Here is a 22,874-nt window from a genome sequence, read left to right on the forward strand (position 1 = left end):
AAAGAGGGAACAGATTATGAGCGATACCAATTCGCACGGCATCCCCGAGCCTGAGGGCAAGGCGGATGTGATCGATACCGATTATGAGATCGGTCAGGACAATATCGAACGGCAGATCGGGCCGTTCGGGCTGGATATTCACAACCCGGTCTTTCTAATCTCGGGGATCGCGGTCGTGGTCTTCGTGTTCTACACCATCGCATTGCCGGAACAGGCCGCCGCGATCTTCTCGGCCATGTTCAACTTTACCACCAAGAACTTCGACTGGTTCCTGATCGGCTCTGCCGACTTGGTGGTGATTTTTGCACTTTTGCTGATCGTCACGCCCTTTGGCAGTGTCCGCCTTGGCGGCAATGAAGCGGTCGCGGATTATACCTATCTGGGCTGGTTCGCGATGCTTTTCGCGGCGGGCATGGGCATTGGCTTGATGTTCTACGGCGTGGCCGAGCCTTTGACCCATTTCTCGACCTCCATGGGCGAGATCACGACAGAGAACGGATTGCGCACCGACTGGGCCCCCTTGGGTGCCGCCACGGGTGACGAGGCCGGTTCGCTGCGCCTTGGCATGGCGGCGACGATTTATCACTGGGGTCTGCACCCTTGGGCGATCTATGCCATCGTCGCGCTGGCGCTGGCGCTGTTCACCTATAACAAAGGTCTTCCGCTGACGATCCGCTCGGCCTTTTACCCGGTTCTGGGCGAACGTGTTTGGGGCTGGCCCGGGCATATCATCGACACTATCGCTGTTTTCGCCACGCTCTTTGGTCTGGCCACGTCGCTGGGTCTGGGTGCCACGCAGGCCAACGCCGGTCTGAACGAGCTGTTCGGGATTCCCGTTGGCACCACATCTGAGATCGTTCTGATTTCGCTGATCACCGCCGTGGCGCTGGTTTCGGTGCTGCGCGGTCTTGATGGCGGTGTCAAAGTCCTCAGTGAGGTTAACATGGGTCTGGCAGCACTGCTGGCACTGTTCACCTTGATCGTCGGGCCAACTGTTTTCCTGCTGTCCTTCTTCTGGGACTCGCTGGTCGCTTACATTGAGTATCTGCCTGCACTCGCGAACCCGTTTGGCCGTGAAGACGTGAACTTCTCCCAAGGCTGGACAGCGTTCTACTGGGCTTGGTGGATCAGCTGGTCACCCTTCGTCGGAATGTTCATCGCCCGCGTCAGCCGGGGCCGTACCGTGCGCGAATTCATCGTTTGCGTGCTGTTGATCCCATCGCTTGTCTGTGTGCTGTGGATGTCGATCTTTGGCGGCACTGCGATCCATCAGGTGCTGAATGACGGCTACACCGCGGCTCAAGATGCGGGACTGCCGTTGCAGCTCTTCAAAATGCTCGATGCGCTGCCTTTGGCCTCGATCACCTCCTTCATCGGCATCGTGCTGGTGGTGGTGTTCTTCGTCACTTCGTCCGATTCCGGGTCGCTTGTGATCGACACGATCACCGCAGGCGGCAAGGTCGACGCGCCGGTGCCGCAGCGGGTGTTCTGGTGCATCTTCGAGGGTGCCGTGGCCATCGCGCTGTTGATCGGCGGCGGCTTGGCAGCGCTGCAATCCATGGTGATCTCCACCGGTTTGCTGTTCACGCTGCTGCTGCTCTTCATGTGCTTCTGCATCTTCCGCGGTCTGCAGGACGAGCGTAAAATCCGCTAACCTGCACAGCCTTTAAGACACGGATGACGGCGGCCTCTCGGGGCCGCCGTTTTCTTTGGGCGCTTGACCTTGGCCGCGCCGCGGTGGACCTTCCCGCCATGCATATTGATTCCGAATGGGTCCGCGCCCAATTTCCCGCTTTCGCCGAGCCGAGCCTTCAGGGGCAGGCTTTCTTTGAGAACGCCGGTGGGTCTTACACCTGCCGCCAAGTGATCGACCGGCTGCATCGCTTCTACTCCCAGCGAAAGGTGCAGCCCTACGGCGCCTATGAGGCCAGCCGCCTTGGTGGGGAGGAGATGGACGAAGCCCGCACCCGCATGGCCGCGATCCTAGGCGTGACGCCGGAGGAGCTGAGCTTTGGCCCCTCCACCACGCAGAACACCTATGTGCTGGCGCAGGCTTTCGGCCAGATGATGCAGCCCGGTGAGGCGATCGTCGTGACCAATCAAGACCATGAGGCCAATACCGGCCCGTGGCGCCGGCTGGCCGAGCGGGGGATCGAGATCCGTGAATGGCAAATCGACCCTGACACCGGGCATCTCGATCCGGCAAAGCTCGAAGACCTACTCGACGAGAGTGTCCGGCTGGTCTGCTTCCCGCATTGCTCAAACGTGGTGGGCGAGATCAACCCGGTGACCGAGATCACGGCGCTGGCCCATGCCGCCGGCGCTTTCGTCTGCGTCGATGGCGTCTCCTATGCGCCACATGGCTTTGCCGATGTCGGGGTGCTGGGGCCAGATATCTACCTCTTTTCGGCTTACAAGACCTTCGGGCCACATCAGGGTGTTATGGTCATCCGCCGGGCGCTCGCCGAACTGCTGCCGAACCAAGCGCATCACTTCAACGGGGACGTGCTTTACAAACGTTTCACCCCCGCCGGGCCGGATCACGCGCAGATCGCAGCCAGCGCGGGCATGGCGGACTATATCGACGCTTTCCACGCCCACCATATCGGCGGCACTGCCGGGGCCACGGCGCGCGGTGTCGCTGTGCATGACGCGATGCGCGCCCATGAGACGGCTTTGCTGCAACCGCTGCTGGATGCCATGGCGGCGCGCAACTCGGTGCGGGTCATCGGCCCCACCGATGCGGCAACTCGCGCGCCCACGGTGGCATTGGCGCTTGATCGACCGGGGGTCGAGATGGCGCAGGCACTAGCCGCGCGCGGCATCATGGCTGGGGGTGGCACCTTCTACGCAGGCCGGGCGCTTGGTGCGATTGGGGTAGATGAGGCCAAAGGCGTGCTCCGCCTCAGTTTCACCCATTACACGACGCAGGATGAAATGGACAAACTGCTGAACGCGCTGGATGATCTGCTCTGATCCTTGACCCCGGCGCAGGGGCGCTATGTTTCGGGACAAGTGCAGGAGCAAGACCCCGAACGTGAGCGACAATTCCCCGATTATCATGTGGTTCCGCCGCGATCTGCGGCTGAGCGACCATCCCGCCCTGACGGCGGCCTGCCAGGCGGGCCGCCCGGTCATCCCGCTGTTCATCCACGACGCACAATCGGAGGCTTTGGGCGCGGCCCCAAAGTTCCGCCTCGGGCTGGCCTTGGGCCGTCTTGGAGAGACTTTGGCCGAGAAGGGCAGCCGCCTGATCCTGCGCCGTGGCGATACGCTTGAGCTACTGCGCGAGGTGATCGAGACAACCGGCGCGGGCGCGGTCTATTGGAGCCGCCTTTACGATCCCGCCGCGATCGACCGCGACGCCAAGGTCAAAGAGACGCTAAAGGACAATGGGGTCGAGGCCTGTAGCTTTGCCGGGCATCTGATGTTCGAGCCTTGGACGGTTGAGACCAAGACCGGCGGCTTTTACAAAGTCTTCACCCCCTATTGGAAGGCGGTCCGGGGCCGCGATGTGGCCGCCCCTTCGGACACCCCAAGCGACATCCCAGCCCCGCAAAGCTGGCCCGAGAGCGCCGCGCTCGACGATTGGCAAATGGACGACGAGATGCAGCGCGGGCGCGGCGTGGTGCGCCCCTATGTCCGTCTGGGGGAGGCCGCGGCACAGGCTCGGCTTGGCTCATTCATGGCCCATATCGTCGAAGGCTATGACGAAAGCCGCGACATGCCGGGCGAGGATGGCACCTCGGCCTTGTCAGAAAACCTGTCATTGGGTGAGATCAGCCCGGCCCAGTGCTGGCACGCGGGCCAGCGGGCGATGCAGGAGGGCAAGCGCGGGGCTGAGACCTTCCTCAAGGAACTCGCCTGGCGCGAGTTTGCCTATCACCTGATGTATCACACGCCGCGCATCCTTGACCAAAACTGGCGCGAGGAATGGCAGGCTTTCCCGTGGAATGAGGACGAGCGCCGCGCCGAGGTGCTGGCGTGGAAACAGGGGCGCACCGGGGTGCCATTCGTCGATGCGGCCATGCGCGAGTTGCAGGTCACGGGGCGCATGCACAACCGGGGCCGCATGATCGTGGCGAGCTATCTGACGAAACATTTGATGTGCCACTGGCGGATCGGGCAAAAGTGGTTCGAAGAACACCTGATCGACTGGGACCCGGCCAATAATGCGATGGGCTGGCAATGGGCCGCAGGCTCTGGCCCCGATGCGACGCCGTTCTTTCGCATTTTCAACCCCGAGACCCAGCTTGATCGGTTCGACAAGGGGCGCGACTACACCCGCCGTTGGATCGCCGAGGGCCGCGCGAAACCGAGTGACGAGGCGCTGGCCTATTTCGACGCGATCCCGCGCCGCTGGGGCCTAAGCCCAGAGGACGATTACCCCGATCCGATCGTCGATCTGTCGGAAGGGCGGGAACGGGCGCTCGACGCCTACCGCAACCGCGACTTTTAACTTTTTGCGAAACAGAAGCCTGCGGTTACAGTAGGCCAGAACAAGAACGGAACCGAGGTATGAAGCTTACGACCACCGAGGGGCAGAAAGGTCTGCCGCGCTATTTCCCGCAGGTCTTCGCCATGGCGCAGGAGATGCAGCACGGGCGGGTGGACTTTGTCCTGCCCGATGGCCGCGTGTTCCGTGCCGAAGGGGCCAAGCCCGGCCCGGTGGCGGAACTGCATATCCATAACGATGATCTCTTTGCCCGGTTGATCCGCGAGGGGGACCTAGGCTTTTGCGATGCCTATCTGGATGAGTGGTGGTCGACGCCGGACCTGCAAGCCTTTATGGATTTGGTCCATGCGGGGAATGAGACGGTCTATGACGGTTTTCCCGGCCAAGGGCTGCTGCGCCAGTTCGAGAAGTTCCGGTTTTGGCTTCAGCGCAACAACCGCAAACAGGCCAAGCGCAACATCAGCTATCACTACGATCTGGGCAATGCGTTCTACAGCCTCTGGCTGGACGATACGATGACCTATTCTTCGGCCATTTTCGAGGGCGACGCCCAGCAGTCGCTGGAAGCCGCGCAGCGGGCGAAATACAAATCCATGGTCGATCAGATGGGTGTGCAGCCCGGCGATCATGTCTTGGAGATCGGCTGCGGCTGGGGCGGTTTTGCGGAATATGCCGCCGCCGAACGCGGGTTGAAGGTGACCGCGCTGACCATCAGCCAAGAGCAGTTCAACTACGCACAAGAGCGGATTGCCAAGGCGGGCCTCTCGGACCGCGTGACCTTCAAACTGCAAGACTACCGCGATGAGACCGAGAGCTATGACGGCATCGCCAGCATCGAGATGTTCGAGGCGGTGGGCGAGAAATACTGGCCGGTCTATTTCGACACGCTGCACCAACGTCTGAAACCGGGCCGCGCCGCGACCTTGCAGATCATCACCGTCGCCGACCGCCGTTGGGAGGTCTACAAACGCGGGGTGGATTTCATCCAAAAGTACATCTTCCCCGGCGGCATGTTGCCCAGCCCCAGGATCCTCCGGGAGCAGGTAGAGCGGGCAGGGCTGGTGGTCGACCGGTCGATCGAATTTGGCAAAAGCTATGACATCACCCTGCGCCGTTGGCATGAGACCTTTAACGAGAAATGGGATCAGATCACCGCGCTTGGCTTTGACGAACGCTTTCGCCGGATGTGGAATTTTTACCTCACTTCCTGTGCCGCGACATTTGACAGTGGCAATTGCGACGTGACGCAGATTACGGTACGGCGACCTGTGTGACCGCCCCTGCGGTCCAACCCCGCAAGGAGCCGAAAAATGCCGACTGGTGCACGACTTATGGCGGCGATCTCACTCGCCGTGCTGGCCTTTGTCCTGTCGGGCATGGTGGTGCCACTGATGCCGGAAAGCACGGATTTCGGGTATTTCCTGCCGCTTAACGTGGTGCTTGGCCTCATCGTGGGCTGGCGCGTGATGGGCCGGCGCGCGGGCCGGGGCATCGTGGCTGCGATCAACAACGGTTTCGCCGGTGTCTTTGTGCTGATGCTCTGGGCGATCTTCTTGCAGGCGGCGAATGAAATGGTCCGGCTGGCGCTGCGCAACCGCTATGACGATCCCTTCGAGGCCATCGTCGCTGTGTTTCAGATCGGCGCGGAATTCGGCCTGATGATCGCCACCGTGCCCATCGGCGTGGCGCTTGTCGTCGGGGGCATGATCGCAGGGCTTTTGACAGAATTTGCTTATAACCGTTGGCCCTGATCCCCATGCGACATCTCTTTATCTATGGCACCCTGCGGCATCTGCCGCTGTTGGAAATCGTGCTTGGCCGCTCCGCCGAGGCGATTGACCTCAGCCCCGCCAATCTGTCCGGCTACCAAGTCTCTGCCGCCGCCGAAGGCCCGTTTCCCACGATTGAGACGCGCGATGGCGCGCAGGCCGAGGGCTTGCTGGTGCGGGGCCTGAGCGCGGATGATTTCGCGCGGCTCGATTTCTATGAAGGCGCGTTCGACTATGATTTGGTGCCGGTGACACTGGCAGACGGGCAGGGGGCTGAGGTCTATCTGCCCCAGCCCGGGCGCTGGACCGCGCAGGGGCCATGGTCCTTGCCTGAGTGGGAGCGTGATTGGGCCGCGCTTTCCTGCCACGCCGCGCGCGAAGTGATGAGCTATATGGGCAAGCGCACGCGGGCCGAGGTCGATGCGATGTTCCCAATGATCCGCCGCCGAGCCCATCAGCAGGTGCTGGCGGCGCAGGGCATGCATGATCCGCTAGCGCTCGATGGCAAGGTCGAAGTGACCGACCGCCGCCGCGTTTACGCGAATTTCTTCGCTCTCGACGAAATCTCGCTGCGGCATGAGACCTTTGACGGCAGCATGTCCGCGCAGATCGACCGCGCGGTTTTTGTCAGCGCGGATGCAGCACTGGTGCTGCCCTATGACCCACTGCGCGACCGCGTGCTGCTGGTTGAGCAAATCCGCATGGGCCCGCTGGCGCGGGGTGATCATACCCGCTGGCAGTTGGAACCCATCGCAGGCCATATCGACCCCGGCGAGACACCGCAGGCCGCCGCCCGGCGTGAAGCGCAGGAAGAGGCGGGCATCACCGTGGGCGCCTTGGAGCCGGTCGGAAACGTCTATGCCTCCCCCGGGAATGCGACGGAATTCTTTCACATTTTCGTGGGATTGGCAGATTTGCCGGATCATATCATCGGCACCGGCGGTTTGGCTGCGGAGGGCGAGGATATCCGGTCGCATCTGATGTCATCCGATGATCTGATGGCCTTGGCCGATGCGCAGGCGCTTGCCAATGCGCCATTGGTGGCAAGCGCCTATTGGCTGGCCCGCCACCGCGAACGCTTGAGGTCCGAAGGCGCGACAGCTAAACCGGACGGAACATGAACTGGGGGCAAACATGCAGGTTGCTAAAGATCTGGCCGAGGCCATTGGAAACACACCGCTGATCCGGCTGCGCGGCGCGAGCGAAGAGACCGGCTGCGAAATCTTGGGCAAGGCGGAGTTCATGAACCCCGGCCAGTCGGTCAAGGACCGCGCGGCGCTGTTCATCATCCGCGACGCCATCGCACGGGGTGAGTTGAAGCCCGGCGGCACCATTGTCGAAGGCACCGCGGGCAACACCGGCATCGGGCTTGCACTGGTGGGCGCGTCGATGGGGTTCAAGACCGTCATCGTCATCCCTGAGACGCAATCTCAGGAAAAGAAAGACATGCTGCGGCTGGCCGGTGCCGAACTGGTGCAGGTGCCTGCGGCTCCTTACAAAAACCCCAACAACTTCGTCCGCTATTCCGAGCGTTTGGCCAAGGAACTGACCAAGACCACGCCCGAGGGGGTGATCTGGGCCAACCAGTTCGACAATACCGCCAACCGGCAAGCTCATATCGAAACCACTGGCCCCGAGATTTGGGAACAGACCGGCGGCAAGGTCGATGGCTTTTGCTGTGCGGTCGGCTCGGGCGGCACGCTTGTTGGCGTGGCCATGGCGCTGCAACCCAAGGGCGTAAAAATCGCACTGGCCGATCCCGATGGCGCGGCGCTGCACAGCTACTATACCGAAGGCGAGTTGAAATCCGAAGGCAGCTCCATCGCCGAGGGGATCGGGCAGGGGCGGATTACCGCGAACCTCGAAGGGTTCAAGCCTGACTATTCCTACAACATCTCAGACGAAGAGGCGCTGCCGGTCGTCTTTGACCTGCTGGAGAATGAGGGACTCTGCCTTGGTGCATCCTCGGGCGTCAACGTCGCCGGGGCCATGCGTTTGGCGAAAGAGATGGGGCCGGGCCATACCATCGTGACCGTGCTGTGTGACTTCGGCACGCGCTATCAATCCAAGCTCTTTAACCCCGAGTTCCTGCGCGAAAAGGGGCTGCCGACGCCCGGTTGGCTTGATGCCGCGCCGCAATCCATCCCAGGTGTTTTCGAGGATACATGACCCAAATGCTCCGCTTCGCCCTTGGCCTTACCGCGTTGCTGGTCTGGCTGACCGGCGCTGCTGTCGCACAGGAACCGGTTCTGCCGGATTTCGACCAATGGGAAACCGTCGCCTCTTCGGCTGAAGAGGCGGTGGACGCCCCTGATACCACTGAGACCATGCTGGAGGTGCAGCGCGCCCGGCTGGTGGATTACCGCGCCGAGTTCGACGCGGCGCGCAACCTGAACGCGGCGCGGATCAGCGCGCTGCGCGAACAATTGGCCGCGCTCGGAACCCCGCCCGAGGGCGAGGGGGCCGAGCCGGAATCCCCCGAAGTCGCCGCCAACCGTGAAGAGTTGAACCGACAGCTCAACACCCTGCTGACCCCGGTTCAGCGGGCCGAAGCGGCATATCTGCGCGCCGATGCGCTCATCGGGCAGATCGACGTTGCCTTACGCGAACGCCAGACCGAGCAGTTGATGGAGGTGGTGCCGACGCCGCTTAACCCGGTGCATTGGCGCACCGCGGTTGACGATCTGGCCACCGCCGCTGGCGAAATTGCCGCCGAAGCCCCAGACGATGCCGATACGGCGCGGCGCAGCCTGCGCTCTTCGCTTCCTGCCGTTCTGGCCTTCACCATTCTGGGATTGGTGCTGATTTTCCGCGGCCACCATTGGTCGACCGCGATCGTGGGGCGGCTTCAGCAATTCGGCGCGCGCGGCTTTGGCATTTGGCGCTTTGTCGTGTCTCTTTTGCGGATCATCCTGCCCACGGTCGGTCTGGTCTTGCTGGCCATGGCCGTCTTGGCGACCGATTGGCTTGGCCCCCGCGGCTCGACCCTTGTGCAGCTGATCCCGGTGATCGGCGGCGCGATGCTGGGTGTTCGCTGGGTCGCCGAACGGGTGTTCTCTCGCGATGAGGACGAGGCGCTGATCCTGCTGCCCGCGGCTGAGCGCAAAGCGGTTCGTTTCTACGTCAGCATCATCACCGTCACCGTCATCATTGGCGCCATCATCACCGCCATTTTCGACGGCCAGCAACCGGCGGAAACCACCGAGGCCGTACTGCGCCTGCCGGTGATGCTGCTGAGCGCCTTTGCCCTGTTCCGCATCGGGAAAATCCTGCGCGGTTACAGCGATCCGGTGGCGGAAGACGTCTCCGCCGCCGAAGAGCCGCGGACCTCGACCCTGAACCGCGTCGTGCGCGGGCTGGGCTTGGGCGCGATGATCGTGGCCGTGGTCGCGCCCCTCTTGCTGATCAGCGGCTATTACAACGCCGCCGTTTCGCTGCTGCCGCCCTATGTCACCACGCTGGTGCTTCTGGGGCTGGTGATGACGCTGCAACGCTTCTTGGCCGATGTTTACGGTGCCATGACCGGGCAGGGGGTGCAGGCACGCGACGCGCTGATGCCCGTCTTCTTTGGCCTGATCCTGCTGCTGCTGTCGCTGCCTGTGATGGCGCTGGCATGGGGCGCGCGGGTCACCGACCTGACCGAGCTTTGGGCGCTGTTCAGCCGCGGCTTCGCCTTTGGCGAGACGCGGATCCGTCCCACGGATTTCCTCTCCTTCGCGGTGATCTTCGTGATCGGCTATGCCGCCACCCGTCTGATCCAAGGGGCACTCCGCAGCAACGTCCTGCCCAAGACGCGGATGGACATCGGCGGGCAGAACGCCATCGTCTCGGGGATCGGCTATGTCGGGATTTTCCTCGCCGCGCTGCTCGCCATCACCGGGGCGGGGATCGACCTTTCCGCGCTGGCCTATGTCGCCGGTGCGCTGTCGGTCGGTATTGGTTTTGGCCTACAAAACGTGGTGTCGAACTTCGTCTCGGGCATCATCCTGTTGATCGAACGCCCGATTTCCGAGGGGGATTGGATCGAGGTGGGCGGCCAGATGGGCTATGTGCGCGACATCTCGGTGCGCTCCACAAGGATCGAGACCTTCGACCGCACCGATGTGATCGTGCCCAATGCCGACCTGATCAGCGGCACGGTCACCAACTATACCCGCGGCAATACCGTGGGCCGCCTCATCGTGCCCGTGGGCGTGGCTTACGGTACCGATACCAAACGGATCGAAGGCATCCTGCAAGAGATCGCCGAGGCGCAGCCCATCGTGCTGACCAACCCGCCGCCCGCAGTCCTGTTCTTGAACTTCGGCGCCGATGCGCTGGAGTTCGAGGTGCGCTGCTACCTGCGGGATGTGAACTGGATGATGAAGGTCAAGAACGATATCAACCACGCCATCGCCGCGCGTTTCAAAGAGGAAGGGATCGAAATTCCCTTTGCCCAACGCGACCTATGGCTGCGCAACCCTGAGACTTTGAAGGCCGAAGCACCGAAAATAGAAGATGACGCAAAACCGGAGCCGCAGGCATGACGGGCGAGCTGTACCGGACCGAGACCTACCTGCGTGACGCCCCGGCCCGCGTGGCAGCCCATACGCCCGAAGGTGGGGTGATCTTGGACAATTCCCTGTTCTACCCCACGGGCGGCGGGCAGCCGGGCGACAGCGGATGGCTGACCTGGGACAAGCAAGAGCTTACCATCGCGACCACGGTGCGCGACCGCGACAGCGGCGGCATCGCGCTGGTCCCGGCAGAGCCGCGTCCCTTGCCGCCGGTGGGCGCATTCGTGAAACAGGAACTCGATTGGGACCGCCGCCACAAGCACATGCGCGTTCATACGGCGCTGCACCTTCTGTCGGTCGTGATCCCCCATCCGGTCACGGGGGGGCAGATTTCGGCCACCCACGGGCGGCTTGATTTCAACATGCCCGATGCGCCGCAGGACCGCGAGGAACTGGAGGAAGCGCTGAACCACTTCGTCTCCCTCGATGCGCGGGTGAGCGAGGACTGGATCACCGAGGCCGAATTGGACGCCGCGCCTGAACTCATCAAAACCATGTCCGTCGCCCCGCCGCGCGGACGGGGGGACATTCGCCTGATCCGCATCGGAGAGGCGCCGGACCCCATCGATCTGCAACCCTGCGGCGGCACCCATGTCGCCCGCACCGGCGAGATCGGCGGGCTTCGCCTTGGAAAGATTGAGAAAAAGGGCCGTTTGAACCGCCGTGTCTATGTTCATCTGGGCGGTTAGATAAATTTATCCTCTCTGGGGGGAATTCGCTCTTGCAACTCACTGTCCCCCCAAGCTAAACCCCGCATCAACGGAGCGGTGGCCGAGTGGTCGAAGGCGCACGCCTGGAAAGTGTGTAGGCGGGAGACCGTCTCCAGGGTTCGAATCCCTGTCGCTCCGCCATTTTCCCTTTTTTGCAGAAAGAAGCTGTTGCCCATCGGGCCATGCGGCTTCACATGTAGAAAAGCCCGGCACCTTTCGGGCCGGGCTCTCTCAGTTCTGTCTGTCAAAGCTTAGCGAGAGTCGTTGCCCGCGCCATAACCACCATAGGCGAAACCTTCGCCCGAGCTGCTCACGGGGCCGCTGGTCGAGAAGGTGGCGACCGGCGCACTCTCGTCCGAGAATGTTTCCAACCGCAGGTCAGCGGCGCGCTCATTAGGGCGGGTTTCACCGGCATCCGCGGCATGGACGACATCAGCCGTTAGGGACGTGTCCAAGCGCAGGTCTTCGTAGCGTGTCGACTGGCCTGCGAAGCTCGCGGTGGCGATCAGAGTGGCGGCGGCGGTTGCGATAAAGAGTTTCATTGTTCTAGTCCTTTTAGGTTTGGGAAAGGGCGTCGGCTTTCTCGCTCTGGGGAGAGGCGGGGAGGTCGGGAGGCCCGTTCGATACAATGATATTAAGGCGCGGCGAGGGGCGGTTACAAAGCAACTCGGATCACGGCCCAGTGTTAGAGCGAGACCGGGCGCGATCAGATCGTAACAAATTGCCATAGCCGCATAAGATACTGTTATTAATAGGTTATACCTGCGTCCTGGGCCGGGGCCCATGACGCTAGTCGGCCCCGCGAAGAGCGTTCAAGACCTGTTACACAGTCGTCGCAGAAACGTGTGTGCCGCCACCGCAGGCAAACCTCTTTGGCCCGTGTGAAATGTTTCAATCCTACTGGTCGACCGAGAGGCACAAAAAAGCCCGAAGCGGATATTCTCCGCTCCGGGCTGCTTGATGTGGCCGAAAGAAAACTCAGCCGATGGGTTCGTAAAGCACCACGCGGGTGTTCATCGGCACGCGGTCATAAAGCTCGGCCATCTGATCGTTCACCAGACGGGCACAGCCGTTCGAGACGCGTTTGCCCAATGTGCTGGGGTCATTGGTGCCATGGATGCGCAAGAAGGTATCGCCGCGCTCCTCGGTAAAGAGATAGAGGGCACGCGACCCCAGCGGATTGTCCAAACCGCCTTCCATACCATCGGCGTATTTCTTGTATTTCTCCGGCTCGCGGTCGATCATACCCGGGGTTGGGGTCCAGCTCGGCCATTCCTTTTTGGCACCGACGTAGAACTCACCGGATTCATAAAGACCAGGGCGGCCCACGCCCACGGTATAGCGCCACGCCATATTGTCGGGCAGAGTCCAGTAGAGCGCGAAATTGTCGGGATCGACGTGGATTTCATAGGGCGGCGCGCCTGCCGCGATTGGCACTTTGCGCGGCATCATCTCTGGCGGCACGTCATAGCTCGGCATTTCCTTGGGCGGATGCGCCAGTGCAGGCGTGGCAAGAACACCGCCGAATGCGGCACCGCTGGCGGCTACACCGGTGATGAAATGTCGTCTCTTCATTGCGTCGTTCCCCTATTCCTCAATCTCGTGTTGAAAGGGAAACCGTTTCAGCGCCTTGCCGTTCCATCGTGCGGGCCGGATCACAAACTGTTGTAGCCAAGCGGCAGCGTGTCAAACCGACAGCCTGTCGATCACGCCCTGCGCCCAACGGTCGGCGGATTGGCCAAAGCAATCGTGCAGGGAATCCACCGCCGTCACGCTGCCGAGCGCCAGCCGCCCCAGCAGGCAAAGGCCCGGCACAGGGCGTCCGTCAACGGCGCGCAGCGTCCCGTCAGGTGCGGTCGCTGCGGCCAGATCGGATGACATCGGGGAGAGCAAACCTTGCGAGATGAGATCGGGCAGGGGCGGTGCTGCGATGCCCGAGAGGTTCGGCGCAGGCAGCACCGCATCGACGATGACCGACACCTCCGCCGCGCGCCCCTTCACCTGCAATGTCCAGCCGTGCGCGCTATTCGTGATCTCTGGATTAGTGGCGAAGGACAGGTCGACCAGCCCCGCGTCGATCAGAGCCAAAAGCTCCCGGGCGGAGGCGAGGGGCGGGCCGTAGGAATATCGTTTCAGCCCCTCATCGAAGTCTATCAGCCGCTTGGCCGTCTGGGGCGACGCCTTGCCCGGGTTGAAGGCCGCGCGCCATGCGTCCTGCCATTTGCGCCAAACCTGCCCGAGCGTGTAGCCAATACTCGGCGCGACCTCTCCGGCGGCCAGTTCTATCCCGTGACGCAGCGCCTTCATTGGGGGCAACTGGTCCTGCGCGCCGGGGTCTGACCATTCCACCTTGAGCCAGTTTGCAATTTCCGCCGCCCGCACATTCTGGGGCGCGAGGATGCGCGCGACCACGGGCAGGAGGGCGTCAGAGATCAACGAAGGCGCCGCTTCGCGTGCCGCACTGACCGCAGCCGTGGCGGCTTTTGAGAAACCTGCGGTCTCTTCCGATGTGGGATTGAAAAGCGCGTCGAAAGCAGCAGCCTGTGGCTTGGGGAAGGGGGGTTGCCCGTTGAGCGAGAAGGGCAGAATGCGGCAGGGCTCCCGGCCCGAGGCATGATAGCCCGCCGCGTCGAAGCGCCCGCCCTGTGCCATGGTCAGACCACGCAACACATCATAGGTCGACAGCCCCAAGCCCCGGATCGCGACGTGCTTGTCCCGCCATGCCGCCGCCCGCGCGCGCAGCTCCGCCGCTGGATAGGCCTGCGCGGCTTCCGCCTCGCTCCGCGCCGCGTGCTCTTGCCAATCGGCCCATTGCGCGTCCGGCTCGACAGGGGGCTGCCCGAGGGTGAGGAGGACTTCGTCATATGGCGCCTCCGCCCCGCTTTCCGATTGCACGCACCAACCCGCCCCCTCGGGCGAGATGCGCGCCACAGCGGCGGGGATCACCCTGCAAGTCACGCCGGTTTTCGTAAAACCCCGTCCAAAAAGATCATCCCGCCGCGCCATGAGGTAGCGGCCCATCTCGGCGCGGGAGGGGAAACTGTCGGGATCTACGGCGCGGTCTTGCCACTCCGCGAAATGTCCGACCCGCGACCCCTTTGGCGGGCGGATCGCGATATCTCGGTTTGGGATGTTAAGCAGACAATAGGTGGGCTCCGAGGGGGCGAAGTTCGGACCCGCGCCGGGATGGGGGCCGGGTTCATAAATGTCGATCTCTATCCGCCCTTCGGTCCCCGTAAGCCGTTGCGACAGAGCCTCCAACGCGCCAAGGCCGCGCGGCCCGAAACCGATCACCGCAATGCGCGCCGCTTCTATCTGCATCTCTCTCCCCGGCATGTGTTTGGCGCGACCGTAGAGCCGTACCACGGCCAGCGAAAGCCCACCGGCGACAAAATCGGGCAACAAAAAAGGCACCCGAAGGCGCCCTTAACAATTCACTCATCCCGCCCGAGAGGCTGCGATCAGCCGCCCCAGCTGCGCACTGTGCCGCAGTCCATATGGGTGAAGTTGGAGCCGGAGTAGCGCCCGACACCGCCACCGCGACAAGCCATCGCCGCGCGGGCCACCTGATGCACCGAGCGCGAGGCGAGGCGCAGGTCAGCGGCCTGACCTTTGAGGTGCAGCGAATTCTTGGCGACACCGCTGGAACGGGAGCGCAGCATCGCGTTGGTTTTCGGGCTGCGGTAGCCGGAGAGGAGCATATAGGGCTCGTTCACATCCAGCAGATTGTGCGACGCGGCCATGATATCGATGGTGCGCAGGTCCATGTTGATGACATCGTCGGTCCGCCAGTCGCGCATGAAGTGATTAATTTCGGCAAAGGCGTCTTTGATATAGTGGCCTTCGATCCAATAGATCATGTCCAACCGCTCACCGGTGCGGCCCGAATACATGCGGATGCGGCGAATGTCGCCTGCGCCCCGCAGAAAGCCTGCCGCGTTCGAGAAGGTGGGAGCTGCTGCAACGGTGGTTGCTGCGAATGCGCCGAGAAGGGCGCGCCGGGTCATCCCCGAGGAGCTTTTGCCTGTCATGTGTCTCTGTCCCGTCGTCTGCCTAAGTTACCCAAGATGTTACATGGGCCATTCATCTCATCCCCAGATGCAACATTATTATTGCATAGCGGGAAAACCTGACCAAGGGCTGAATCGGAATGGTTCCCGAGTGGTTCAAATTTAGGCAAGTTTTTGCGCAATGCGGTTAAAAAACCCAATGTTTGCAGGGGCAACCGATGCGCAATCCGCACAGCCCATAACGCGTTTTTCCTGCGAACGGAAATTTGAATGGACTTGCGCGTAGTATTATTGGCAAACCGGGCAGGCAATAGGGTCGCGCGGCGGCAATGGTATATTCACGGGGTACGACATGGGATTTAGCGCGACTTTTTCACGGCAACTGTCCAAATTCATCGCAGGGTTTGCCCTGTTGATTTCGGCACTGGTCCTTGCCGCGCCTGCCACGGCGCAGGTCACCGCTTTCAAACAAGCCGTCGCCGAAGCTGCTGCCCAAGACGATGACATCGCCGCCTTCTATCGTGAGAACGATTATACCGCCATCTGGACAGGGGCCGCCGAAGAGCACCACGCGCGCCGGTCGGAACTGATGCGAGCGATCACCACGGCGGATGATCATGGCCTGCCGGTCACGCGCTACAACCCCGATGCGGTGTTGGAGATGCTGCGCACAGCCAAGACCCCGCGTGATCGCGGATTCGCCGAGGTGGAGTTGAGCCGCGTGTTCCTGCGCTATGCCCGCGACGTGCAGACCGGTGTGCTGATCCCCAAACGGATCATCAGCCAGATCGTGCGGGAAATCCCATACCGTGACCGCAAGACCTATCTGCAAGACCTGCCCAAATCCACGCCCGCCGCTTATTTCCGCGCCCTGCCGCCGCGCAGCCTTGAGTATAATGCGCTGCTGAAAGAGAAGATCGCGATGGAAAAACTGCTGTCGCAGGGTGGCTGGGGGCCCTCGGTGCCCGCGGGCAAGCTTGAGCCGGGCGATACCGGAAATGACGTGATTGCCCTGCGCAACCGCCTGATCGCCATGGGCTTTCTGAAGCGGTCCAACGCCGTGGGCTATGACGCCAGCCTGACCGAAGCCGTGCGCCAGTTCCAAGAGGCCCACGGGCTGAACACCGATGGCGTTGCCGGTCCGGCCACGATGAAACAGATCAACATCGGCGTCGAGCAGCGGCTGCAATCGGTCATGGTCGCACTTGAGCGTGAGCGCTGGTTCAACACCGACCGCGGCAAACGCCATATCCTTGTGAACATCCCCGACTTCTCGGCCAAGATCATCGACGATGGCAAGATCACCTTCCAGACCCGCTCGGTCGTGGGGGCCGCCCGCGAGGACCGTCCGACGCCCGAATTCTCGGACGTGATGGAGCATATGGTGGTCAACCCCAGCTGGTATGTGCCGCGGTCGATCGTCACTGGGGAATACCTGCCGCAGCTCAAACGCAACCCCTATGCCGTGGGCCATATCGAGATCACCGACAGCCGGGGCCGCAAGGTGAACCGCGGCGCCGTGAACTTTAACCGCTACACCGCGCGGACCTTCCCCTTCTCCATGCGCCAACCGCCCAGCGACACCAATGCTTTGGGTCTGGTGAAGTTCATGTTCCCCAACAAATACAACATCTACCTGCATGACACCCCGGCCAAGAGCCTGTTTGCCCGCGATGTTCGTGCCTTTAGCCATGGCTGCGTGCGTCTGGCCGAACCGTTCGAGTTCGCCTATGCGCTGCTCGCGCCGCAATCGGCGGATCCCGAAGGCGAGTTCCAAGCCATTCTGCGCAGTGGTCGTGAGACACGGGTTGTCCTTGAAGAGCAGGTGCCGGTGCATCTGATCTACCGCACCGCCGTGACCAACGCCCGTGGCCATACCGAATACCGCGATGACGTATATGGCCGGGATGCGCTGATCTGGAACGCACTCTCCAAGGCGGGGGTGGCCTTGCGCGGCGTTCAGGGGTAACTCTCGGGCGCGCAACAAGTAAGGGCCGCCCGAAATGACCTATAGTGTTCAGCAAATCGCCAAAGCCGTCGGCGCCAGCGCCGAGGGTGACATCGAACTCAAGGTAAGCGGCGTCGCGGAACCCGCCAGCGCCAAATCGGGCGAAATGGCGCTGGCGATGGACCCACGCTATGCCAGAAGCCTTTCCGATGGCGCCGCCGAAGTGGCGATGCTTTGGGAAGGGGCCGACTGGCGCGCTCTGGGCCTCAAGGCCGCGATCCTGCCCAACCGCCCGCGCTACGCGCTTTCCGGCGTGACGCGGATGCTCGACAAGGGGCAGGGGTTCAAGCCGGGCATCCACCCCACTGCCGTGATCGACCCCGAGGCCGTGCTGGGCGAAGGCGTCTCGGTCGGCCCCTTGGCGGTGATCTCTGCCGGGGCGCGGATCGGCGCGGGCAGCGTCATCGGGCCGCTGTGTTTTGTCGGCGTGGATGCGACATTGGGCGATGGCTGTTTTCTGCGCGAACATGTCAGCATCGGCGCGCGGGTCACCATCGGGTCGGGTTTCATCGCGCAATCGGGCGTGCGCTTGGGCGGCGACGGCTTCTCTTTCGTGACGGCTGAGCTGTCCACCGTGGAAAGCGCGCGGCAAACGCTCGGCGATCAGGGCGATGCCGCCCCGCAGCCTTGGACCCGTATCCATTCGCTTGGCGCCGTGACCATCGGCGCGGATGTCGAAATGGGCATGGGCTCCACCATCGATAACGGCACCATTCGCGACACGCAGGTCGGCGACGGCACGAAAATCGACAACCTTGTGCATATCGGGCACAATGCGGTGATTGGCAAAAACTGCCTGCTCTGCGGACAGGCAGGCGTGGGCGGTTCGACCCGCGTGGGCGACAATGTGGTGCTCGGCGGGCAGGTCGGTCTGGCCGACAATATCACCATTGGTGACCGGGTGATCGCGGGCGGGGGGACCATCGTGCTCTCCAACGTGCCCGAGGGGCGCACCATGTTGGGCTACCCCGCCACCCAGATGAGCAAGCAGACCGAAATCTACAAAGCGCTGCGCCGTTTGCCCAAGCTGCTGCGCGATGTCGCGGCCCTGCAAAAGGTGGTTTCCAAAGCCGACAAGGCTGACTAAACCTGCCGCGGACATATGTTGGGGGACGCCGCATGAGCACTCAGGATCAGGTCATTACCATCCTCGCCGAACAGGCCATGATAGAGCCGGAGGATGTCACGCTCGACAGCACGCTCGAAGACCTCGGGATCGACAGCATGGGGGTCGTGGAATGCATCTTTGCGATTGAAGAGACATTCGACATCAGCGTGCCTTTCAACGCCAACAGCCCCAGCGAAAGCGATTTCGACATCTCGACCGTGCGCAGCATCGTCGCCGGGGTGGAACGGCTACAAGCCGAACAGAGCTGAGCGATGCGGCGCGTTGTCATCACCGGCGCGGGCACGATCAACGCTCTGGGCCTGTCGGTGCCCGAAACGCTGGCGGCCATGCGCGAGGGCAAATGCGGCATCGGCCCGCTTGAGTTCCGGGATGTGGAGCGGCTGGCCATCCGCATCGGCGGTCAGGTGCGCGGGTTCGAGGCCGAGGGCCGCTACAACCGCCAGCAAATCGCGCTTTATGATCGGTTCACGCAATTCACCCTCACCGCCGCCCGCGAGGCGATCGAACAATCGGGCCTGACCTTCACCGATGAGCTTGCCGCCCGCGCAGGGGTGGTGCTGGGCACGGCGGGGGGCGGTGTCTCAACATGGGACGACAACTACCGCGCAGTCTATGAAGAGGGTAAAAACCGGGTGCATCCCTTCGTGGTGCCCAAGCTGATGAACAACGCCGCCGCCAGCCATGTCAGCATGGAATGGAACCTGCGCGGGCCGTCCTTCACCGTCTCCACCGCCTGTGCCTCGTCGAACCACGCCATGGCGCAGGCCTTTGCCATGGTCCGCTCCGGCATGAGCCCTGTGATGGTGACGGGCGGATCCGAATCCATGCTTTGCTTCGGCGGGGTGAAGGCTTGGGAAGGGCTGCGCGTGATGAGCCGCGATGCCTGCCGCCCCTTCTCGGCCAACCGCAACGGGATGGTGCAGGGCGAGGGCGCGGGTCTCTTTGTCTTTGAAGACTATGAACATGCCCGGGCGCGGGGGGCCGAGATCCTTTGCGAGGTGGCCGGTTTCGCCATGACCTCGGATGCCAGCGACATCGTGATGCCCTCCAAAGCCGGGGCCGCGCGGGCGATGCAGGGCGCACTGGCCGATGCGGGGATCAACCGCGAAGAGGTCGGCTATATCAACGCCCATGGCACCGGGACCGCGGCGAATGACAAGACCGAATGCGCCGCCGTGGCGGATGTCTTCGGCACCCATGCGGACCGGTTGATGATCTCTTCCACCAAGTCGATGCATGGTCATATCATCGGTGGCACCGGGGCGGTTGAGCTTCTGGCCTGTATCATGGCGCTGCGCGACGGGGTGATCGCGCCGACCATTGGCTATGAGGAACCCGACCCGGAATGCGCGCTTGACGTGGTGCCCAATGAGGCACGCGAGGCGCAGGTCGATGTGGCGCTCAGCAATGCTTTTGCCTTTGGTGGGATGAACGCCGTGCTGGCGCTGCGCCGCGCCTGATCCACGCGCGGCCATAAAAAATGCCGCCCCCGAGGTCGGGCGCGGCATTCAAATCGGTAGAATCCAGTCTTACTGCTCGATCACGGAGACTTCGTCGTAGCTGGCGGTGAAGCCGTCGAGCGAGAGGGTCAGTTTCACTTCCTGATCCGGGGCCAGCGCGGGCACGATGGTCAGCACCGCTTCCTTGCCGCGTTTGAAGGCGCCGATATCGGCATCGGTCAGGCCCATGCGTACATAGCAGCCCACGGGGTTGCAGAAGGCATAGGGATAGCGGCGGGCCTTGCCACCGTCGACCGACAGGGTCAACTGCGCGGGCAGGGCGGTCTCAAGCGGGACGACAACCGTGGCACCGGCTTTGGCCTGACCCCCATCTGGCAGACGGAAGAGCGAGACTTCGGCAACCGGCGCGCCTTCGCCATCGGCGAGGAGTTGGTACATTTGGCAGGGGTCGACTTCTTCTTCGGTCTTGATGCAGCGCATCTCCCAAGCACCGATCTCTTTCTTGGTGTAGGGCTTGCCCAGATCGGGGTCTTTGTCCGCATCTTCACCAAGGCTCAGCTGCTCTTCGATCTGCGAAGCATTCCCGCTGGTGCCGGGCTGGGGCTGCTGCTCTTCGGTCTGGGCGGTGTCTTCTTCCGTGGCTGTCTGGGCGAAAGCCGTCATTGGGGCCGTCAGTGCAAGCGCTGCACAAAGCGGCAGGGCGGTCATAAACTTGCTCATGTCATATCCACATTTGTTGCGTTACCGCCCCTTACCACGCCGCCCCGGGATTGTCAGTGCCAAGGGCCGCATTTCGATCAAGGTTCGGGCAATTTCATGCCGACCCCGCAATCGCGGTTTTCCCGCGATGTCAGAGGCTTAAAGACCAGAAATGCAAAAGGGGACGCAGCGCGCCCCCTTTCCGTGTACTTTCTCCCCGTCGGACTGGGCCGACTTATTAATGCCACGTTAGGCAAGCGCGTGATGCCGGTCAACAGGAAAAATGCGACAATCTGTCAGGGTTTTAGCAAGGTCCCGGTCAGAAAAAGGGCCGCACCCGAAGGCGCGGCCAAGTCTAACAGGGAGGAAGTACACCCACCCGATGAAAGGACATGCGAGCGGGATGCCTTCACTATGGCGCGCAAAGGTTAAGTTTGTATGCTCTAGTGGAACGGACGAATGGCTAAAATTGACAGAAAGGCCCCAGCGTGAGCAGTGACATCTTTATCGGCGGCGGCGGTCCCGACCATGCGACAAAGCAATTCCTCGATCTCGGCTATGCCAACCGCCACGGGCTGATCGCGGGCGCAACGGGTACGGGCAAAACGGTGACGCTGCAAATCCTTGCCGAGGGCTTTGCCAATGCCGGGGTGCCGGTGTTCTTGTCGGATGTGAAGGGCGATCTGTCCGGCCTTGCCGTCGCGGGGAGCGAGGCCGCCAAACTGCACGGCGCTTTCACCGAACGCGCGGCCAAGATCGGCTTTGACGACTATAGCTATCAATCCTTCCCGGTCACCTTTTGGGATCTCTTTGGTGAGCAGGGCCATCCCATCCGCACCACGGTTTCCGAGATGGGGCCGCTGCTCATCGCGCAGTTGCTCAGCCTGTCCGAGGCGCAAGAGGGCATCCTGAACATCGCTTTCCGCGTGGCCGATGAGGAAGGGATGCCGCTTTTGGACCTGAAAGACCTGCAATCCCTACTGGTCTGGGTCGGCGAGAATGCAAAGGACCTGGCGCTGCGCTATGGCAATGTCTCGACCGCCTCCGTCGGCACCATTCAACGGCGGCTGCTGGTGCTGGAAAACCAAGGCGGCGCGCAGTTGTTTGGCGAGCCGGCGCTGGCGCTCTCGGACCTCATGCGCTGCGATGCCGAAGGGCGCGGGCGGATCAATATCCTCGCCGCTGACAAGCTCATGGCCTCGCCCAAACTTTATGCGACTTTCCTGCTGTGGCTCATGTCCGAACTGTTCGAGGAACTGCCCGAGGTCGGCGACCCCGACAAACCGAAACTCGTGTTCTTCTTTGACGAGGCACATCTGCTGTTTGACGATGCGCCCAAGGCGCTGGTCGACAAGGTGGAACAGGTGGCGCGGCTCATCCGCTCCAAAGGCGTCGGCGTTTATTTCGTCACCCAGAACCCCGCCGATGTGCCCGACGATATCCTTGGCCAGCTTGGCAACCGTATCCAACACGCGCTACGCGCCTTTACCGCGCGTGACCGTAAGGAACTGCGCCAAGCCGCCGAGACCTACCGCGAGAACCCGCGCTTCGACACCGAAGAGGCGATCCGCGAGGTCGGTGTTGGGGAGGCCGTGACCTCCATGCTGCAACGCAAGGGCGTGCCGGGCGTGGTGGAGCGTACCTTGATCCGGCCCCCGTCTTCGCGGCTCGGCCCGATCACCGTGGCGGAGCGCGCGGCGGTGCTGGCGGACTCCGATTTGGCAGGGAAATACGAGACCGTGCAGGACCGCGAGTCAGCCTATGAAATGCTGAAGGCCCGCGCAGAGGCGGCGGCCAAAGAGGCGGAAAAGATCGAAGCCGCGGCAGAGACCGAGGACGCAGCCGCGACTGAGTTCCAGAAGGCCCGCCGCTATGGCGGGGCACGCAGCGGCGGCAGCCGGTCAAGCCGCAAGGCGACGGACGGTTTCGGCGATGCCATCGCAAGCGCGGTGATCAAAGAGCTGAAAGGCACCACCGGGCGCCGGATCGTGCGCGGCATCTTGGGCGGATTGTTCAAGGGGCGCTGAAGCGGCCTGAGAAGTGAAAAAGGGGCGCGGTATTGCGACCGCGCCCCTTT

General features: G+C 62.6%; 19 protein-coding genes and 1 tRNA gene. 15 read left to right on the forward strand and 5 right to left on the reverse strand.

Features of this window, described 5'->3' with window-relative positions; translation table 11 throughout:
• Nucleotides 1-16 precede the first annotated feature (16 nt).
• From ACGYK4_RS06460 to ACGYK4_RS06505, 10 genes are all read left to right on the forward strand, one after another.
• Nucleotides 17-1,654 (forward strand): BCCT family transporter, encoded by a 1,638-nt coding sequence (locus ACGYK4_RS06460; protein ID WP_394429941.1) that lies wholly within the window; start codon nucleotides 17-19, stop codon nucleotides 1,652-1,654.
• A gap of 98 nt (nucleotides 1,655-1,752) precedes the next feature.
• A complete protein-coding gene (locus ACGYK4_RS06465; protein ID WP_394455655.1) occupies nucleotides 1,753-2,976 on the forward strand; it encodes an aminotransferase class V-fold PLP-dependent enzyme in 1,224 nt (407 codons plus the stop codon).
• Nucleotides 2,977-3,037: 61 nt separating this feature from the next.
• Complete coding sequence (locus ACGYK4_RS06470) at nucleotides 3,038-4,459, forward strand: cryptochrome/photolyase family protein (RefSeq protein ID WP_394455657.1); 1,422 nt, start codon at nucleotides 3,038-3,040, stop codon at nucleotides 4,457-4,459.
• Between the two features lie 59 nt (nucleotides 4,460-4,518).
• On the forward strand, nucleotides 4,519-5,730 hold the full coding sequence (locus ACGYK4_RS06475) for a class I SAM-dependent methyltransferase (RefSeq protein ID WP_394455658.1): 1,212 nt from the start codon (nucleotides 4,519-4,521) through the stop codon (nucleotides 5,728-5,730).
• Nucleotides 5,731-5,766: 36 nt separating this feature from the next.
• Entirely contained in the window at nucleotides 5,767-6,207 is a 441-nt protein-coding gene (locus tag ACGYK4_RS06480; protein ID WP_067266699.1) for a TrgA family protein, read from the forward strand.
• A gap of 5 nt (nucleotides 6,208-6,212) precedes the next feature.
• Nucleotides 6,213-7,346 carry an NUDIX domain-containing protein gene (locus ACGYK4_RS06485; protein WP_394455660.1) on the forward strand — a complete coding sequence of 378 codons (1,134 nt, stop codon included), beginning with the start codon at nucleotides 6,213-6,215 and terminating at the stop codon, nucleotides 7,344-7,346.
• Between the two features lie 13 nt (nucleotides 7,347-7,359).
• Nucleotides 7,360-8,394 (forward strand): cysteine synthase A, encoded by a 1,035-nt coding sequence (locus ACGYK4_RS06490; RefSeq protein WP_394455662.1) that lies wholly within the window; start codon nucleotides 7,360-7,362, stop codon nucleotides 8,392-8,394.
• Nucleotides 8,391-10,751: a DUF3772 domain-containing protein gene (locus tag ACGYK4_RS06495; protein ID WP_394455664.1), complete on the forward strand. Its 2,361-nt coding sequence runs from the start codon at nucleotides 8,391-8,393 to the stop codon at nucleotides 10,749-10,751. Before ACGYK4_RS06490 ends, ACGYK4_RS06495 begins: the two co-directional genes overlap by 4 nt.
• Nucleotides 10,748-11,470 (forward strand): alanyl-tRNA editing protein, encoded by a 723-nt coding sequence (locus ACGYK4_RS06500; RefSeq protein ID WP_394429952.1) that lies wholly within the window; start codon nucleotides 10,748-10,750, stop codon nucleotides 11,468-11,470. Before ACGYK4_RS06495 ends, ACGYK4_RS06500 begins: the two co-directional genes overlap by 4 nt.
• Before the next feature lie 72 nt (nucleotides 11,471-11,542).
• Nucleotides 11,543-11,632 (forward strand) — tRNA-Ser (locus ACGYK4_RS06505).
• A 110-nt stretch (nucleotides 11,633-11,742) separates the two neighbouring features.
• On the opposite strand, the gene ACGYK4_RS06510 is transcribed toward ACGYK4_RS06505, so the two are convergent.
• From ACGYK4_RS06510 to ACGYK4_RS06525, 4 genes are all read right to left on the reverse strand, one after another.
• Complete coding sequence (locus ACGYK4_RS06510) at nucleotides 11,743-12,033, reverse strand: hypothetical protein (RefSeq protein WP_394429954.1); 291 nt, start codon at nucleotides 12,031-12,033, stop codon at nucleotides 11,743-11,745.
• 436 nt (nucleotides 12,034-12,469) lie between these two features.
• The gene (locus ACGYK4_RS06515; protein ID WP_394407775.1) at nucleotides 12,470-13,066 is read right to left on the reverse strand and encodes a L,D-transpeptidase; all 597 of its coding nucleotides are present in this window, start codon (nucleotides 13,064-13,066) and stop codon (nucleotides 12,470-12,472) included.
• Between the two features lie 111 nt (nucleotides 13,067-13,177).
• Nucleotides 13,178-14,905 (reverse strand): FAD/NAD(P)-binding protein, encoded by a 1,728-nt coding sequence (locus ACGYK4_RS06520; protein ID WP_394455666.1) that lies wholly within the window; start codon nucleotides 14,903-14,905, stop codon nucleotides 13,178-13,180.
• 47 nt (nucleotides 14,906-14,952) lie between these two features.
• The gene (locus tag ACGYK4_RS06525; protein ID WP_067267369.1) at nucleotides 14,953-15,522 is read right to left on the reverse strand and encodes a DUF882 domain-containing protein; all 570 of its coding nucleotides are present in this window, start codon (nucleotides 15,520-15,522) and stop codon (nucleotides 14,953-14,955) included.
• Between the two features lie 331 nt (nucleotides 15,523-15,853).
• Between ACGYK4_RS06525 and ACGYK4_RS06530 the strand changes: the two genes are divergently transcribed.
• From ACGYK4_RS06530 to ACGYK4_RS06545, 4 genes are read left to right on the forward strand one after another with little or no spacing between them, the layout of a single operon-like run.
• Nucleotides 15,854-17,470, forward strand: coding sequence for a murein L,D-transpeptidase (locus tag ACGYK4_RS06530; protein ID WP_394455668.1), 1,617 nt, complete (start codon nucleotides 15,854-15,856; stop codon nucleotides 17,468-17,470).
• A gap of 34 nt (nucleotides 17,471-17,504) precedes the next feature.
• Nucleotides 17,505-18,596 (forward strand): UDP-3-O-(3-hydroxymyristoyl)glucosamine N-acyltransferase, encoded by a 1,092-nt coding sequence (gene lpxD / locus ACGYK4_RS06535; protein ID WP_394455670.1) that lies wholly within the window; start codon nucleotides 17,505-17,507, stop codon nucleotides 18,594-18,596.
• Between the two features lie 32 nt (nucleotides 18,597-18,628).
• Nucleotides 18,629-18,886: an acyl carrier protein gene (locus ACGYK4_RS06540; protein WP_394409687.1), complete on the forward strand. Its 258-nt coding sequence runs from the start codon at nucleotides 18,629-18,631 to the stop codon at nucleotides 18,884-18,886.
• A gap of 3 nt (nucleotides 18,887-18,889) precedes the next feature.
• Nucleotides 18,890-20,098 carry a beta-ketoacyl-[acyl-carrier-protein] synthase family protein gene (locus tag ACGYK4_RS06545; protein ID WP_394455672.1) on the forward strand — a complete coding sequence of 403 codons (1,209 nt, stop codon included), beginning with the start codon at nucleotides 18,890-18,892 and terminating at the stop codon, nucleotides 20,096-20,098.
• A gap of 69 nt (nucleotides 20,099-20,167) precedes the next feature.
• Here the strand turns inward: ACGYK4_RS06545 and ACGYK4_RS06550 are convergent, their stop codons facing one another.
• Entirely contained in the window at nucleotides 20,168-20,818 is a 651-nt protein-coding gene (locus ACGYK4_RS06550; protein ID WP_209217784.1) for an invasion associated locus B family protein, read from the reverse strand.
• A 467-nt stretch (nucleotides 20,819-21,285) separates the two neighbouring features.
• On the opposite strand from ACGYK4_RS06550, the gene ACGYK4_RS06555 reads away from it, so the two are divergent.
• On the forward strand, nucleotides 21,286-22,824 hold the full coding sequence (locus ACGYK4_RS06555) for a helicase HerA-like domain-containing protein (RefSeq protein WP_394455673.1): 1,539 nt from the start codon (nucleotides 21,286-21,288) through the stop codon (nucleotides 22,822-22,824).
• The last annotated feature ends 50 nt before the right edge of the window (nucleotides 22,825-22,874 follow it).

Origin of the sequence: Sulfitobacter sp. 1A13368, assembly GCF_043557275.1 — a bacterium.
Classification (GTDB): domain Bacteria; phylum Pseudomonadota; class Alphaproteobacteria; order Rhodobacterales; family Rhodobacteraceae; genus Sulfitobacter; species Sulfitobacter faviae.

Bases quoted from the DNA above. Each gene is read 5' to 3' on its own strand.
- ACGYK4_RS06485 (WP_394455660.1), top strand. From the start codon at position 6,213: ATGCGACATCTCTTTATCTATGGCACCCTGCGGCATCTGCCGCTGTTG.
- ACGYK4_RS06530 (WP_394455668.1), top strand. From the start codon at position 15,854: ATGGGATTTAGCGCGACTTTTTCACGGCAACTGTCCAAATTCATCGCA.
- ACGYK4_RS06495 (WP_394455664.1), top strand. From the start codon at position 8,391: ATGACCCAAATGCTCCGCTTCGCCCTTGGCCTTACCGCGTTGCTGGTC.
- ACGYK4_RS06490 (WP_394455662.1), top strand. From the start codon at position 7,360: ATGCAGGTTGCTAAAGATCTGGCCGAGGCCATTGGAAACACACCGCTG.
- ACGYK4_RS06475 (WP_394455658.1), top strand. From the start codon at position 4,519: ATGAAGCTTACGACCACCGAGGGGCAGAAAGGTCTGCCGCGCTATTTC.
- ACGYK4_RS06540 (WP_394409687.1), top strand. From the start codon at position 18,629: ATGAGCACTCAGGATCAGGTCATTACCATCCTCGCCGAACAGGCCATG.
- ACGYK4_RS06465 (WP_394455655.1), top strand. From the start codon at position 1,753: ATGCATATTGATTCCGAATGGGTCCGCGCCCAATTTCCCGCTTTCGCC.
- ACGYK4_RS06480 (WP_067266699.1), top strand. From the start codon at position 5,767: ATGCCGACTGGTGCACGACTTATGGCGGCGATCTCACTCGCCGTGCTG.
- ACGYK4_RS06515 (WP_394407775.1), bottom strand. From the start codon at position 13,066: ATGAAGAGACGACATTTCATCACCGGTGTAGCCGCCAGCGGTGCCGCA.
- ACGYK4_RS06500 (WP_394429952.1), top strand. From the start codon at position 10,748: ATGACGGGCGAGCTGTACCGGACCGAGACCTACCTGCGTGACGCCCCG.
- ACGYK4_RS06545 (WP_394455672.1), top strand. From the start codon at position 18,890: ATGCGGCGCGTTGTCATCACCGGCGCGGGCACGATCAACGCTCTGGGC.
- ACGYK4_RS06550 (WP_209217784.1), bottom strand. From the start codon at position 20,818: ATGAGCAAGTTTATGACCGCCCTGCCGCTTTGTGCAGCGCTTGCACTG.
- ACGYK4_RS06525 (WP_067267369.1), bottom strand. From the start codon at position 15,522: ATGACAGGCAAAAGCTCCTCGGGGATGACCCGGCGCGCCCTTCTCGGC.
- ACGYK4_RS06460 (WP_394429941.1), top strand. From the start codon at position 17: ATGAGCGATACCAATTCGCACGGCATCCCCGAGCCTGAGGGCAAGGCG.
- lpxD (WP_394455670.1), top strand. From the start codon at position 17,505: ATGACCTATAGTGTTCAGCAAATCGCCAAAGCCGTCGGCGCCAGCGCC.
- ACGYK4_RS06510 (WP_394429954.1), bottom strand. From the start codon at position 12,033: ATGAAACTCTTTATCGCAACCGCCGCCGCCACTCTGATCGCCACCGCG.